Annotated in this window: 11 protein-coding genes and 1 tRNA gene; 5 read left to right on the forward strand and 7 right to left on the reverse strand. The window is 70.6% G+C overall.

The features are described from left to right. Nucleotides 1-73: 73 nt before the first annotated feature. The 5 genes from QFZ29_RS07960 to QFZ29_RS07980 are packed head-to-tail and all read right to left on the reverse strand — an operon-like array spanning nt 74 to nt 4,936. Complete coding sequence (locus QFZ29_RS07960) at nt 74-1,093, reverse strand: helix-turn-helix transcriptional regulator (RefSeq protein WP_306893633.1); 1,020 nt, start codon at nt 1,091-1,093, stop codon at nt 74-76. Further along, nucleotides 1,093-2,118: a helix-turn-helix transcriptional regulator gene (locus QFZ29_RS07965; protein WP_306893634.1), complete on the reverse strand. Its 1,026-nt coding sequence runs from the start codon at nt 2,116-2,118 to the stop codon at nt 1,093-1,095. Before QFZ29_RS07965 ends, QFZ29_RS07960 begins: the two co-directional genes overlap by 1 nt. A 49-nt stretch (nt 2,119-2,167) precedes the next feature. Continuing rightward, complete coding sequence (locus QFZ29_RS07970; protein WP_306893635.1) at nt 2,168-3,118, reverse strand: FKBP-type peptidyl-prolyl cis-trans isomerase; 951 nt, start codon at nt 3,116-3,118, stop codon at nt 2,168-2,170. Between the two features lie 52 nt (nt 3,119-3,170). Next, nucleotides 3,171-4,265, reverse strand: a complete 1,095-nt coding sequence (locus QFZ29_RS07975) for a tRNA (adenine-N1)-methyltransferase (protein WP_306893636.1) — start codon at nt 4,263-4,265, stop codon at nt 3,171-3,173. Then, complete coding sequence (locus QFZ29_RS07980) at nt 4,262-4,936, reverse strand: HAD family hydrolase (protein ID WP_306893637.1); 675 nt, start codon at nt 4,934-4,936, stop codon at nt 4,262-4,264. The genes QFZ29_RS07975 and QFZ29_RS07980 overlap by 4 nt, the downstream gene beginning before the upstream one ends. A gap of 108 nt (nt 4,937-5,044) precedes the next feature. Between QFZ29_RS07980 and QFZ29_RS07985 the strand changes: the two genes are divergently transcribed. Then, nucleotides 5,045-5,941 carry a PAC2 family protein gene (locus QFZ29_RS07985; protein ID WP_306896657.1) on the forward strand — a complete coding sequence of 299 codons (897 nt, stop codon included), beginning with the start codon at nt 5,045-5,047 and terminating at the stop codon, nt 5,939-5,941. A gap of 64 nt (nt 5,942-6,005) precedes the next feature. Here the strand turns inward: QFZ29_RS07985 and QFZ29_RS07990 are convergent, their stop codons facing one another. Both QFZ29_RS07990 and QFZ29_RS07995 read right to left on the reverse strand, forming a co-directional pair. Continuing rightward, a complete protein-coding gene (locus QFZ29_RS07990; protein WP_306893638.1) occupies nt 6,006-6,824 on the reverse strand; it encodes an undecaprenyl-diphosphate phosphatase in 819 nt (272 codons plus the stop codon). 48 nt (nt 6,825-6,872) lie between these two features. Continuing rightward, complete coding sequence (locus tag QFZ29_RS07995; protein WP_306893639.1) at nt 6,873-8,198, reverse strand: M20/M25/M40 family metallo-hydrolase; 1,326 nt, start codon at nt 8,196-8,198, stop codon at nt 6,873-6,875. Nucleotides 8,199-8,321: 123 nt separating this feature from the next. Between QFZ29_RS07995 and QFZ29_RS08000 the strand changes: the two genes are divergently transcribed. The 4 genes from QFZ29_RS08000 to QFZ29_RS08015 all read left to right on the forward strand — a co-directional run bounded on the left by QFZ29_RS08000 (nt 8,322) and on the right by QFZ29_RS08015 (nt 14,295). Further along, nucleotides 8,322-8,405 (forward strand) — tRNA-Leu (locus QFZ29_RS08000). A 123-nt stretch (nt 8,406-8,528) separates the two neighbouring features. Next, the gene (locus tag QFZ29_RS08005) at nt 8,529-9,302 is read left to right on the forward strand and encodes a hypothetical protein (protein WP_306893640.1); all 774 of its coding nucleotides are present in this window, start codon (nt 8,529-8,531) and stop codon (nt 9,300-9,302) included. After that, nucleotides 9,299-10,840, forward strand: coding sequence for a DNA polymerase Y family protein (locus tag QFZ29_RS08010; RefSeq protein WP_306893641.1), 1,542 nt, complete (start codon nt 9,299-9,301; stop codon nt 10,838-10,840). Before QFZ29_RS08005 ends, QFZ29_RS08010 begins: the two co-directional genes overlap by 4 nt. Before the next feature lie 2 nt (nt 10,841-10,842). Then, complete coding sequence (locus tag QFZ29_RS08015; RefSeq protein WP_306893642.1) at nt 10,843-14,295, forward strand: error-prone DNA polymerase; 3,453 nt, start codon at nt 10,843-10,845, stop codon at nt 14,293-14,295. Nucleotides 14,296-14,321: the final 26 nt, after the last annotated feature.

Here is a 14,321-nt window from a genome sequence, read left to right on the forward strand (position 1 = left end):
TCAGCGCGTGCCAACCAGTGAAGCCTTGCCACATAAGTGTTGGTCCGTTTCTCGGAGGATGGGTGACGACAGTCTACCTGTCGGGGGTCTCCGCGCCGTTCTCGTCGCCGAGCGGGGGCGCCTCGCCACCATATCCCGCGAGTCCGGCGGTCGCCCACTCGGCTACGACGGCGCGCGCCTCGGCTGGTGCGACGACCGTCACGAGGCCGGGCAGGCCCGCCACGAGCCGCTTCAGCCCGTGCACGTGGGCGAGCCGGAGTGTCACCCGCATCCGCCCGTCGACCTCGACGGATGTGGAGTCGGCGAGGTAGTCGGCGAGCAACGGAATCGTCTCGGGGGCGACATCGACGACGACGTCGAGGTCGGAGTCCGAGACCTGGAAGAGCGTGTCAGGCACCTCACGATCGGAATGGTCGTCGATCGGCACTTCGGTCACCGCGAGACCGCTCATGCGGTCGACACGGAAGTTGCGCACGTCTTCGCGCGTGTGGCAGTAGGCCTGCAGGTACCAGTCGGCGTCTTGGGAGAGGATGCGCAGCGGATCGACGCGACGGCGACCCGCCTGCCCGAGTGCGTTGCGGTAGTCGAACTCGAGCTGTCGGCCGCCGGTCACCGCGCTGCGGATCACGGCGAGCGACGAGTCGGCCTCGGTCTCGGCGACGGCGAGTCGACTTGGTGCTGCGGAGGCCCCGGCCGTGAGCTTCGCCATGAGCGAGGCGAGGGATGCGCTGCTCGCGTTCTCGGGCGAGGCAGAGAGGTACTGCAAGCCCGCGATGAGCGCGGACGCTTCGCGCGCCGAGAGCCTAGGGGCGTCGTCGATCGCGACATGGTGCACGATCACGATCACGTCGTCGTCTTCGAAGGAGTCCCAATCGATGTCGAAGAGATCGTTCGGCTGGTAGGTGCCCGTGGCGCCCGGCAGCCCGGAAGTCGCGATGAGACGCACCGCGTCGCGGATCTCCTCTTCGGTCATCCCGAAGTGCTGGGCGGCCTCCGCCACGTCGACGACCCGCTGCTCGAGCAGGTAGGGCACGAACGAGAGCAGGAAGACGAGCTTGTCGGGTGCCTTCAGGGGCTTGGTGCGCTTGGCCATCAGGATGCCTCCTCCACGCCGTCGCGGTGGGCCGCGGCGACGGCACGCAAGCGCTCGCGCACCGCCTCGCGCAATGACTCGGGTGAGAGCACGCGCACCTCGGGACCGTAGGCGGCGAGCTCATCGGCGAGCACCGCGGCATCCGTGTAATGGAGCCGGATGACGCCCGCGTCTTCGTCGCCCTCGACGGCTCGCTTGCCGAGGCGCACCTCGGCGTCACTGCCCGCGGTGACGGCGAGATCGGTGGAGTTCCGCAGCCGGAGCTCGTTGAGCTCGGCGATCACCCGGTCTTGGATGCCGGCCGGCGGCGCGTCGAACGTTGAGCCAGCAACGGGCGTCACCGCTCCGATGATGCGCGAGAGCAGGAAGGTGCGAGGGCCGTCGGCATCGAGGTCGAACGCGTGCAGATGCCAGCGGTTCTCGTGCAGGACGACGGCGAGCGGGTTGACCGTGCGGAGCCTCGCCTCGGGCTCCCCCGGCTTGAAGTACCGGAATCGCACGGTCTGGCGGCGGTCGAGCGCCTGACGGAGCGGTTCGAACGCGGCCTCCCTGACACGGAGCCTGGGCGCGTAGCCGATGACCGGGTCGCGAGGCTCGATTCCAAGTGATCGCAGCTTGGTGAGCGCGCGCTGGGAGTCGGCTGACAGGGATGCCTCGCGCCAGACCTCGGCCGCGAGGCCCAGCAGCGCGAGCTCGTCGGGCGTGAAGCGCACCTCGTCGGGCAGGTCGTACTGCCCCTTGGGGATGCGGTACCGAAGGGCCTGGTTGTCGCCGGGACGATCAGGCGACTCCACGGTCTCGAGCGGGATGCCGAGCTCGCGGATGTCGTCTTTGTCGCGCTCGAACTGGCGCTCGAGGTTGGAGTTCTGCCCTGAGGTGTCGAAACGCTCGGCGTAGCCGCGCACCGTCGAGAGGATCTCGGCCTTCAGCAGCCCGGTCTCGGTTGCGAGCAGCGCGAGCACAAGACTGAAGAGACGATCCTCGACCGGGATCCTCGACTCGCCCTTGCCCCCTCCACTCGCCACACGTGCGATCATACTGGCCCGTGGGCGACCAACGGCTCCTTGCGCGGACTCAGTAGGTGCCCAGGATGTCGATGACGAAGAACAGGGTGGAGCCTGCCGGAATGTTCGGCTGATCCTGGTCGCCGTAGCCCTCCTCGGGCGGCACGATCACGGCGACCTGCGATCCGACCTTCTGGCCGATGATCGCCTTCGAGAAGCCGGGGATGAGTTGCGAGCCCTCGCCTTCGGTCACTTCGAAGTTCGCGGGCGCACCATTCTCCCAGCTGGAGTCGAAGACCCCGTTGTCGGCCCATGTGACGCCGGTGTAGTGAACGACGACATTGTCGCCTGACTCGACGACCGGACCGGACCCCGCCTTCAGCACTTCGACCTCGGACTGCTCATGCTTCGGAGGGTCAGACTTCGCCACGGTGATGCCGGGGCGACCGTCGGGCGCGAGCACCACCGCCGGGAAGCCGTCGCGCGAGAGTTGCACGGCGCCATTCGCTCGCGCCAGGAACGTCTTCTCGACATCGATCACGAACACGAGGCTGTCACCGGGCTCGATGCCGAGTGACGGGTTGCCGTCGGGTCCGAAGCCGTCGTCTTGCGGCACGACGGCCACCACGCGAGAGCCGGTCCGCGCGCAGGTCAGGGCCTTCTGGAGGCCCGGCATCGTGGCGCCCTTCGCGGCGGTGATCGGGATTCGCTCCTCGTCGTCGAATCCGGCGACCGACAGTTCCTCGCCGGTGGCGCCGTTGTAGACGGCCAGGCCGACGAGCGCCTGCTCGCCATCGGTGATCCGCGGACCCTCGCCTGCGATGACCTCGGTGCACTGCGTCTCGCCCGGAGCAAGCGGCTTCGGGAACTCGACCTTCGGCGCCTCGCCGAAATCGCCCGAGACGGTGATGGCCTCGGACGAGTCGCCCGCAGTGGCCTCCGGATCGGGCGCCGTGGCGCAACCGGCGAGGGAGACGGCGACGAGGCCGGCCGTGGCGATGAGCGCGAGAGACGAGCGCACTGATCCTCGATTCTTCGATGGGTCGCGGGGGCGGTGAAAAGTCGTTGAAAGCCTACCCGCCTCCGGCCGGGGGCTCGGTGTCCTGCGGTTCGGCGGCGGGGCCGTCGGCCGCGCGGGAGCGCTCAGCCGCGGCATCCGCAGCCCTGACGCGCTTGCGCAACGCCTTGTCGCTGACCGTTCGCTCGCCGAGCGCGCCCGGGGTCCACGCCTCGAAGTCGTCGTCGCTGAACTCGGTCTTCGACGGACGGCGCTTGAGCTCGGGCAGCACCGTGCCCGGAGCGAGCCGACGGGCGGTGATGAGGAATCCGGTGTGCGCGATCATGCGGTGGTCGGGCCGCACCGCCAGCCCCTGCACATGCCAGCCGCGCACCATCGTCTCGCTCGAGCTCGGCTCGGTGTACTCCCCAGTCGCCCGGATCGCCTCGGCGACGCGGGAGAGCTGGGTGGCCGTCGCGATGTAGCAGAGCAGCACGCCGCCGGGCTTCAGGGCCGTCGAGATGACGTCGAGGCACTCCCAGGGGGCGAGCATGTCGAGCACGACGCGGTCGACGGATGCCTCGGGCGCCACGTCGGGCAGCACCTCGGCGAGATCGCCCAGGGTGATCGACCAGTTCTCGGGATCGGCACCGTGGAAGGTCGCGACGTTGCCGCGCGCGACGTCGGCGAACTCCTCGCGGCGCTCGAACGAGAGCAGGCGGCCCGCTGGGCCGATACCGCGAAGCAGCCAGAGCGACAGCGCGCCGGAGCCCACTCCGGCCTCGACGACGGTCGCACCGGGGAAGATGTCGGCCTGTGCGAGGATCTGCGCGGCGTCCTTCGGATAGACGATCGCCGCACCGCGGGGCATCGACATGACGAAGTCGCTGAGCAGGGGCCGCAGGGCGAGGTACTGGATGCCGACCCGGTTGGCGACGACCGAGCCGTCGGGCAGGCCGATGAGGTCGTCGTGCGCGATCGGGCCCTTATGCGAGTGGAAGAGGGCGCCCGGTTGGAGGGTGATCGTGTGCATGCGGCCCTTCGGGCCGGTCAGCTGTACGCGGTCGCCGACGCGGAACGGGCCGCTCTGCTGGCCGCGGCTCTCGCGCCGGGGCTCGCTCGTCGGCTCGTTCACGGGCTCGTGCGTCGGCTCGTCGGTCGGCTCGCTCATCGGCTCTCCTCGCGCGCACCGACGAGGGCAGCGACATCCGCCACCGACTTGCCGGCGAGGGTCGTCCAGAGCACGCTCGCGGGCGAATCGTCGAGCGAGAGGATGTTCGGCACTCCGACCGCCACGGCGCCGGCACTGAACGCCGACATGACGCCGGCGGGCGAGTCCTCGATGGCCACGCAATCGCGGATGTCGACGCCGAGCTCGGCGGCGGCGGTGAGGTAGGGCTCGGGGTGCGGCTTTGCCTCGGTCACCGAATCGCCCGTGACGATCACGTCGAACGCCTCGAACGGGATCGCGGCCACGACCTCATCGGCCATCGACCGGATCGACATCGTCACGAGCGCGGTGGGCACGGATGCCTCGCGCAGCGCCTCGAGCAGTTCGCGCGCGCCCGGGCGCCACGGCACGCCGTGCGCGACGAGCTGCTCGCTCACGCGCGAGGTGAGGCGCGCGACGATCGTGTCGGCATCGAGGTCGACGCCGAAGGACTGGAACACCGTCGCCGCCTCCCACAGGCCGCTTCCGACGAGGGCGAGTGCGTCTTCGTGCGTCCAGGTGCCGCCGAAGGAGCTCACGAGCTCCTCTTCGGCGGCCATCCAGTACGGCTCGGTGTCGACGAGGGTTCCGTCCATATCCCAGAGGACGGCGGCGGGCAGGCGTGTAGTCACAACCCGCAAGTCTACGGGCACGGCCTATTGTGGAGAGGAACCCGGAGATCCGGGGCGGGAAGCGGGGCACCAGGAGTGATTCAGCCGGCCGGATTCGAGGGCGGAAGGCTGCTCGTCGTGGCATTCGAGGGATGGAACGACGCCGGCGAGGCGGCGACCGGAGCAGCGAGGCTGCTCGTCGAGCGACTCGGCCTGGTCGAGATCGCCGCCGTCGACCCCGAACTGTACTTCGACTACCAGTTCACGCGACCCACCGTCGTCGTCGGAGACGACGGCGTCCGTCGCATCGAGTGGCCGGGTGCCGCGATCCTCGGCCCGAGCGGTGACGCGCTCGACGACGACCGCGTCACCGGACCCGGCGCCGGCACGCTGCACGTGCTCATCGGCGCGGAGCCGGCGCGCAGCTGGAAGGGCTTCGCGGCCGAGCTCATCGACGCGGCGCTCACCGCCGACGTCGAGGGCATCGTGCTGCTCGGCGCGATGCTCGCCGATGCGCCGCACACGAGGCCGCTCTCGGTGTTCGCCTCGAGCGAGAACCCCGACGTGCGGGCCGCCCTCGGCGTGGACCGCTCCAACTACGAAGGGCCCGTCGGCATCCTCAGCGTGCTCGCCGACCAGGCGGAGCGCGTGGGCATCCCCACCGTCTCGCTGTGGGCCTCGGTTCCGCACTACGTGCACAACGCGCCATCGCCGAAAGCGGTGCTCGCCCTCCTCGGCAAGCTCGAGGAGCTCACGGGGCTCAGCATCCCCCGCGGCAGCCTCGAGTCCGACGCGAAGGCGTGGGAGGCTGGCGTCGACGCCCTTGCCGCCGACGACGAGGAGATGGCCGGCTACATCACGCAACTCGAACAGGCGCGCGACGCCGTCGATGCCCCCGAGGCGAGCGGCGAGGCGATCGCCCAGGAGTTCGAGCGGTACCTGCGGCGACGCGGCGAGGGCCCCGAGGGGCGCGCCGACGGTCGGGGCGAGGGACCGCGCGATGAGCCATGGCGGCCGCGCGAATGATGCGGCGCTGCCGCTGAAAGTCCGACGCGAGCGGATGCCGCGGCGCCGCGGCATCCGTCGTCCGTCAGGCTTGGATGGCTCCCGTGCCGAGCAGCACGAAGATGAGCCCGCCGAGGAGGATGCGGTAGATCACGAACGGCAGGAAGCTGCGCTTCGAGATGTAGTTCATGAAGAACGCGATCACGACGATCGCGACGAAGAACGCGAGGATCGTCGCCGCGGCCGTCTCGATCGGGCCGTACACGGTCGGCTGCCCCCAGCTCTTGAAGAGCTGGAACAGGCCGCTGCCGAAGACCGCCGGAATCGCGAGCAGAAACGCGTAGCGCGCGGCCGCCGGACGCTCGTAGCCGAGCAGCAGGCCGGCGGTGATCGTGCCGCCGGAGCGGGACACGCCCGGCACGAGCGCGAGCGCCTGAGCGAACCCGAAGACCACGCCGTGCGGAACGGTCAGCTGGTCGAGCGTGCGCCGCTTTGCCCCGGCCCAGTCGGCGAGGCCGAGCACGATGCCGAACACGATGAGCATCGTCGCGACGATCCAGAGGGAGCGCAGGCTCGTCTCGATCTCGTCTTGGAAGAGGATGCCGAGCACGACGATCGGGAGCGACCCGATGATGATGAGCCAACCCATGCGAGCGTCGGGGTCACTGCGCGGCACCCTGCCGAAGAGCGAGCCCCACCAGTGCGAGACGATGCGCACGATGTCGCGCCAGAAGAACACCACGACGGCGGTCTCGGTGCCGAGCTGGGTGATCGCGGTGAACGCCGCCCCCGGGTCTTGCGCTCCGGGCAGGAACTCGCCGAGGATCCGCAGGTGGGCGCTCGAGGAGATCGGCAGGAACTCGGTCAGCCCTTGCACCAGGCCGAGGATGAGCGCTTCGAACACGTGGGCTTCCGCCTTCCGCCTCCGCGGAACGCCGGAGGATCGAGACCGTCAGTAGTCGAGGAGCAGGTCCCGCAGAACATGCCTACCGAAGACTAATGCGTCGAGCGGCACGCGTTCGTCCACCCCGTGGAACATCGCGGGGAAGTCCAAGCCTTCTGGCAGCCTGAGCGGTGCGAAGCCGTAGCCGGCGATGCCGAGCCGGCTGAGCGACTTGTTGTCGGTGCCGCCCGAGAGCAGGTAGGGGAACACCGGCGTGCCCGGGTCGTGCACGGCGATCGAGCGCCTCACGGCATCGACGAGCGGGCCGGACGTCGGGCTCTCGAGTCCCACGTCGCGGTGCACGATCTCGACGTCGATCTCGGGCCCGAGGAGCTCCCGGATCTCGGCGAGCACCGCGTCCTCCTCGCCCGGGAGCGTGCGGATGTCGACGAGCGCCTCGGCCCGGTCGGGGATGACGTTGTGCTTGTAGCCGCCCCCGAGCAGCGTGGGGTTCGACGTCGTGCGGAGCGTCGCGGTGATGAATCCCGAGGCGGATCCGGTCGCGAGGGCGAGCTCATCGGGCGAGACCTGCTCTGGGTCGACGCCGAGTACGGCGGCGATCTCGCCGAGGAGCTCCCGAGTCGTGTCGGTGAGGCGGATCGGCCACTCGGTGCGGCCGAGCCGCGCCACGCCCTCGGCGAGCTTCGTGATCGCGTTGTCGCGAACGAGGCGCGAGCCGTGCGCCGCGACCCCTCGCGCGACGAGGCGAACCCAGATGAGCGACTTCTCCCCCGTCTGCAGGAGGTAGGCGCGCTGCCCGTCGACGGCGATCGAGTAGCCGCCGACCTCGCTGATCGCCTCGGTGGCGCCCGCGAAGAGCTCGGGATGCTCGTCGACGAGCCAGCTCGCACCGAGACCGCCGCCGGCCTCTTCATCGGCGAAGAACGCGACGATGAGCTCGCGCTCGGGTTGCGACCCGGAGCCGATGATGTCGCCGAGCGCCGTGAGCATCATGGCGTCCATGTCCTTCATGTCGACGGCGCCGCGTCCCCAGAGCATGCCGTCGCGGATCTCCCCGCCGAAGGGGTCGACGCTCCAGTTGCGGGGGTCGGCGGGCACGACGTCGAGGTGCCCGTGCAGCACGAGCGCGGGCTTGGCGGGGTTGCGCCCCGGCACCCTGGCCACGACGCTCGTGCGGCGGGATTCGGGCTCGTAGAGCTTCGGGGTGAGGCCGAGCGCGGTGAGCCTCGCCTCGACGTATTCGGCCGCCTCCCGCTCGCCGTTCGCCCGTCCTTCGCCGTAGTTGCTCGTGTCGATGCGGATCAGGTCGCGCGCGATCTCGGCCGTCTCATCGAGTTCGGGGGTCGGGGGCTGGACTGCGGATGACTCGGCCATGGACTTCACGGTATCGGCCACCGCTGGCGGTGACCACCGGGGCCCTGCCGGCGTTCGAGGCACCCAGTAATCCGTGCTAATGTCTTCTCTCGGGCCTCCGAGCGATCGGGTGGCCAGACACATGCGCGGGTGGCGGAAATGGCAGACGCGCTAGCTTGAGGTGCTAGTGCCCTAACGGGCGTGGGGGTTCAAGTCCCCCCTCGCGCACGATGTGTCGAGAAGGGCCGGATCATCGAGATCCGGCCCTTCTCGCGTTAATGCGCACGACGTGGACAGTCGGCATTCCCGACTTGCCCTCTTCGAACATATGTTCGAAACTGGGGTATGACCATGACCGCTCCCCTCACCACGGACTCGCCCGCACCTGCGCGGCTGGAGCGTGTTGAAGAGCTGCAGGCCCGAATCAGCGGCATGCAGGCCACGCGGCTCGAGTCGAAGGCCGTGCCGACGCATCCGGCATTCGAATCGGTGCTGCCGGGCGGCACCCTCCGCGAGGGCACGGTCGTGCAGGTCGAGGGGTCCACGACGCTGCTCATGGCGCTGCTCGCGACCCCCTCGGCGAGCGGGCGCTGGGTCGCGGTCGTCGGGCTGCCCGACTTCGGCGTCGAGGCCGCGGCCCGCTTCGGCATCGCGCTCGATCGCCTGGTGCTCGTGCCAGATCCCGGCGGGCAATGGCTCACCGTCGTCGCCGCCCTCGCCGACGTCATCCCCATGGTCGCCGTACGGCCCGTCGGCCGGGTGTCGCCCGCCGAGGCGTCCCGGCTCTCGGCGAGGCTCCGCCAGCGCGGCTCGACCCTGCTCGTCGCGGGCGAGTGGCCGGGCAGCGACGCGAGACTCGGCCTCGAAGAGAGCGAGTGGCAGGGGCTCGAACGCGGGCACGGCCACTTGCGTGAACGCGAGGTCGTCGTGAGTGCCGCCGGTCGAGGCGGGTTCGGCCGGCGTGCCCGATCGCGGCTCCGCCTGCCCGATCGCTCCCTCGGGTTCGCGATTGCCGGCGAGGCGCTGCCACTCCCCGAGCGGGCGCGCACCCGGCCGACCCGGGTCGAACCCGAGTGGGCCGAGCCGGTTCCCCTCGGCGACATCGAACGGCGGGCCACCGGATGACCTCCGAGCTCTCCCGCACGATCGTGCTCTGGTGCCCCGATTGGCCGATCCTCGCGGCGTGCCACGAGCGTGAGCTCGATCCCGGGCAGCCGATCGCCCTCATCGAATCCCAGCTCGTCTTCGCCTGCTCGGCAGCGGCCCGCCGCGACGGGGTCACCCGCGGGCTGAAGCTCCGCGAGGCGCAGTACCGCTCCCCCACGGTCGTGGTGCTCGACTACGACGCCGCGCTCGACGCGCGCATCTTCGAGCCCGTCGTGCGGCGGGTCGAAGAGACCGTGCCTGGCGTGCAGCTCATCCGCCCCGGCTCGCTCGCGATGCGGGCGAGAGGTCCCGCCCGCTACTACGGCGGCGAGGATGCCGCGGCGGCGGCCCTCCTCACCACCGTCGCCGAGCTCGGGGTGCCAGGAGCACGGGTCGGCATCGCCGACGGGCCGTTCGCGGCCGAGCAGGCGGCGCGGGCCGCCACGGCGTCTCCCGTCGGCATCGTCGAGCCCGGGGCATCCGCTGCGTTCATCGCACCGCTGCCCGTCGGTCTCGTCACCGACACCCGCACGACGACCCTGCTCAATCGGCTCGGGGTGCGCACGCTCGGCGAGTTCGCCGAACTGCCGCGAGAAGACGTGCGGCGGCGCTTCGGCGCGGCGGGGGCCTTCGCCCACGACCGCGCCGCCGGGCGCGAGCAGGCCAGGGTGATCGCCCGCACGCCGCCGCCCGAGTTCTCCGTGCAGCAGGAGTTCGAGCCGCCGCTCGACCGCGTCGACCAGCTCGCCTTCGCCTTCCGCGTGCTCGCCGAGGAGTTCATCGAGCGCATGCGGGCGGTGCGGCTCGTGTGCACCGGCATCCGCGTCGAACTCGACGACGAGGGCGGCGGGCATTCCAGCCGCAGCTGGCTGCACCCGCAATGGTTCACGCCCGCCGACGTCGTCGACCGGGTGCGCTGGCAGTTGCAGGGCGCTGGCACCGCCAGCGGGCTCGCCTCCCCCATCGTGCGATTGCGGGTCGTGCCCGAACGCATCGACTCCACCGGCAACCACGAAGAGGGACTCTGGGGCGGCGGGCCCGACGAACGCGTGCATCACGGACTCACGCGCGTCCAGAGCATGCTCGGGCACGAGAGTGTCGTGACCGCGACGATCGGCGGTGGGCGCATGCTCACCGACCGGCAGGTGCTCGTGCCGTGGGGCGATCGTGCGCCCGAGCGCCCGAGCGACGCGCCCTGGCCGGGGAGCCTGCCCGCACTCGCCCCCGCGAGCGTCTTCCGCGAACGACTGCCGATCGCGCTCCAGGGGGCCGGCGGGGTCACCGTCGCGATCGACGGGCGAGGTGCGATCACCACGACCCCCGAGGTCTTCGCCGTCCACGGCGGCAGGCCGGCCCCCGTGCGGGCCTGGGCGGGCCCATGGCCGGTCGTGGAGCGCTGGTGGGACCCCGAGCGTGCGAAGCGCGTGCATCGCTTCCAGATCGTCGACGACGACGGCTGCGCCTGGCTCCTCGTGCGCGACGACGAGGGCTGGTGGGCCGAAGCGAGGTACGACTAGCCATGGGCTGGAACAATCCCGCCATCCCGTGGTCGGAGCTCGAGCGCAAGCTCTCCGACGCGCGACGGCCGGGCGGGCCCCCGCTCATCGCCGACGGCGGCGACAGTCCGGCGTGGAGCCGGAAGCGGCATCCGTACCGCCCATCTGAAGGGCTCGAGACGCCGACCGGCCCGGTCGTGCCCTACGCCGAGCTGCATGTGCACTCGACGTTCAGCTTCCTCGACGGCGCCTCGACGCCCGAGCAACTCGTTGAAGAAGCGCAGCGCCTCGGCCTCACGGGGCTCGCCATGACCGACCACGACGGCTTCTACGGCATCGTGCACTTCGCCGAGGCGGCCGAGAGCTTCCCCGAACTGGCGACCGTGTTCGGCGCCGAGCTCTCGCTCGGTCTGAGCGCGCCGCAGAACGGTTCGGCCGACCCGGAGGGCGAGCACCTGCTCGTGCTCGCCCGCCGTGAAGAGGGCTACCACCGCCTCGCGGCCGCGATCACCGCCGGCCAGCTCGCGGGCGGTGAGAAGGGCCGTCCCGCCTATTCGCTCGACGAGCTCGGTGAGCGCGCGGGCGGCGAGTGGGCGGTGCTGACGGGATGTCGCAAGGGAGCCGTCAGGCGTGCGCTCGCTGCCGAGGGGCCGGATGCCGCGTGGCGCGAGCTCGACCGTCTCGTCGCCCTCTTCGGTCGCGAGAACGTCGTCGTCGAGCTCTTCGACCACGGGCATCCGCTCGACCAGGAGGCGAACGACGCCCTCGCCGGGCTCGCCGAACGCGCGGGGCTGCCGCTCCTCGCGACGAACGCCGTGCACTACGCGAGCCCCTCCGAGCACCGGCTCGCGAGCGCGCTGGCCGCCGTGCGGGCACGGCGCAGCCTCGACGAGCTCGACGGCTGGCTCCCGGCATCCGATGGGCTGCACCTCAGGAGCGGGGCCGAGATGGCGCAGCGCTTCGCGAGGTATCCCGGCGCGGTCGAGCACTCGGTACGACTCGCCGAAGAGCTCGGCTTCCGGCTGAGGAGCGCGAAGCCGCGGCTGCCGCAGCAGAAGGTGCCGACCGGCCACACGCCGATGAGCTGGTTGCGCGAGCTCGCATGGGCGGGTGCCGAACGACGCTATCCCGGCATGCCCGAGCACGTGCGGGAGCGCATCGGCCGCGAGCTCGACGTCATCGAGCAGAAGGACTTCCCCGGCTACTTCCTCATCGTGTACGACATCGTGCGCGAGGCCCGCAGCCGCGGCATCCTCTGCCAGGGCCGCGGCTCGGCGGCGAACTCCGCCGTCTGCTACGTGCTCGACATCACCGCGGTCGACTCGATCGGCTACGGGCTGCCCTTCGAGCGGTTCCTCTCCGCGCTCCGCGACGAGGAGCCCGACATCGACGTCGACTTCGACTCCGACCGGCGCGAAGAGGTCATCCAGTACGTCTACGACAAGTACGGCAGGCAGAACGCCGCGCAGGTCGCGAACGTCATCAGCTACCGGCCGAAGGCCGCCGTGCGCGACATGGCGAAGGCGCTCGGCTACTCCACCGGCCAGCAGGACGCGTGGTCGCGCCAGGTCGAGCGCTGGGGTGCGATGGTCTCGACCGACGACCACGACATCCCCGCTTCCGTCGTCGAGCTCGCCGAGCAGGTGCTCACCTTCCCACGCCACCTCGGCATCCACTCCGGCGGCATGGTGCTCACCGACCGCCCCGTCGGCGAGGTGTGCCCCATCGAGCACGCCCGAAAAGAGCGCCGCACGGTGCTCCAGTGGGACAAAGACGACTGCGCGTGGATGGGCCTCGTGAAGTTCGACCTGCTCGGCCTCGGCATGCTCGCGGCGCTGCAGTACACCTTCGACCTCGTGCAGCAGACCACCGGCGAGACGTGGGAGCTCGCCACCATCCCCAAAGAGGAGTCGGCGGTCTACGACATGCTGTGCCGTGCCGACTCGATCGGCGTCTTCCAGGTCGAGAGCCGCGCGCAGATCGGCACGCTCCCCCGCCTGAAGCCACGTTGCTTCTACGACCTCGTCGTCGAGATCGCGCTCATCCGTCCTGGGCCCGTGCAGGGCGGTGCGGTGCACCCCTACATCCGCCGCCGCACCGGTGAAGAAGAAGTGAGCTACCTGCACCCGAATCTCGAGCCGGTGCTCGAACGCACGCTCGGGGTGCCGCTCTTCCAGGAGCAGCTCATGCAGATGGCCGTCGCGGTCGGCGACTGCAGCGCTGCCGACGCCGACCTCTTGCGCCGGGCGATGGGCTCGAAGCGCGGCGTCGAGAAGATCGAACGCCTGAAGTCGAAGCTCTACGCGGGCATGGAGCGCAACGGCATCGAACCAGACGTCGCCGACTCGATCTACGCGAAGATCGAGGCCTTCGCGAACTTCGGCTTCGCCGAGAGCCACGCGATCAGCTTCGGCCTGCTCGTCTACGCGAGCTCGTGGCTGAAGCTCCACTATCCCGCGGCATTCCTCGCCGCGCTGCTGCGCGCCCAGCCGATGGGGTTCTACTCGCCGCAGACGCTCACCGCCGACGCGAGGCGGCATGGCGTCGAGATGCTCCGGCCAGACATCCTGCACTCCGGCGTGCACGCCGGACTCGAGGCGGTCGCGACGGATGCCGCGACAGGCGCGGCCGCGGCATCCGCCGATGACCGGCAGCGCGGATCGCGCGCGCCGAGCGGCCTCGACTCGTGCATCGACCCGGCACAACCGCCCGTCGGAAGGTTCGATAGGCACGCACCCGATCGCTCCGCCGAGCATCGCCGCGATGCGGCCTTCGCGGTGCGGCTCGGCCTCGCCGACGTCTCGTCGATCGGCACCGCCGTCGCAGAACGCATCGTCGCCGAACGTGACGCACGCGGGCCGTACCGCGACATGGCCGACGTCTCACGTCGCGCGGCGCTCAGCGCCGAACAGCTCGAGGCACTCGCCGCGGCCGGTGCGTTCTCCGGCTTCGGCCTCGAGCGCCGAGAAGCCCTCTGGCTCGCCGGCGAGGCTGCAGAAGACCGTGCCGAGTACCTTCAGGGCTCCGTCGTCGTGGTGCAGCCTCCCTTGCTGCCGATGCTCACCCCCGCCGAGCAGGTCGTCTACGACCTCTGGGCCACGGGCATCTCCCCCGACGACCATCCCATCCGGCACGTGCGCGAGCGACTCGACGAACGCGGCGCGATCCGCATCGACCGCTTGCAGCACGCGGAGACCGGCCGGCGCATCGAAGTGGGCGGGGTCGTGACCCATCGCCAGCGGCCGGCGACGGCGAGCGGCATCACCTTCCTCAACATCGAAGACGAATCGGGCACCCTCAACGTCATCGCGGGGGTGGGCGTATGGAACCGGTACCGGCGAGTGGCACGCGAAGCGCCCGCGATGATCGTGCGCGGCATGCTCGAGCGATCGCCCGAGGGCGTCACGAACCTCGTCGCCGATCGATTCGAGCGGCTCGTCGTGTCGGCGCCCGGGCGCTCGCGCGACTTCCGTTGACCAGAGAAGACCGGCGGCGCGGGTGC

It is taken from the genome of Agromyces albus (genome assembly GCF_030815405.1).
GTDB classification, from domain to species: Bacteria; Actinomycetota; Actinomycetes; order Actinomycetales; family Microbacteriaceae; genus Agromyces; species Agromyces albus_A.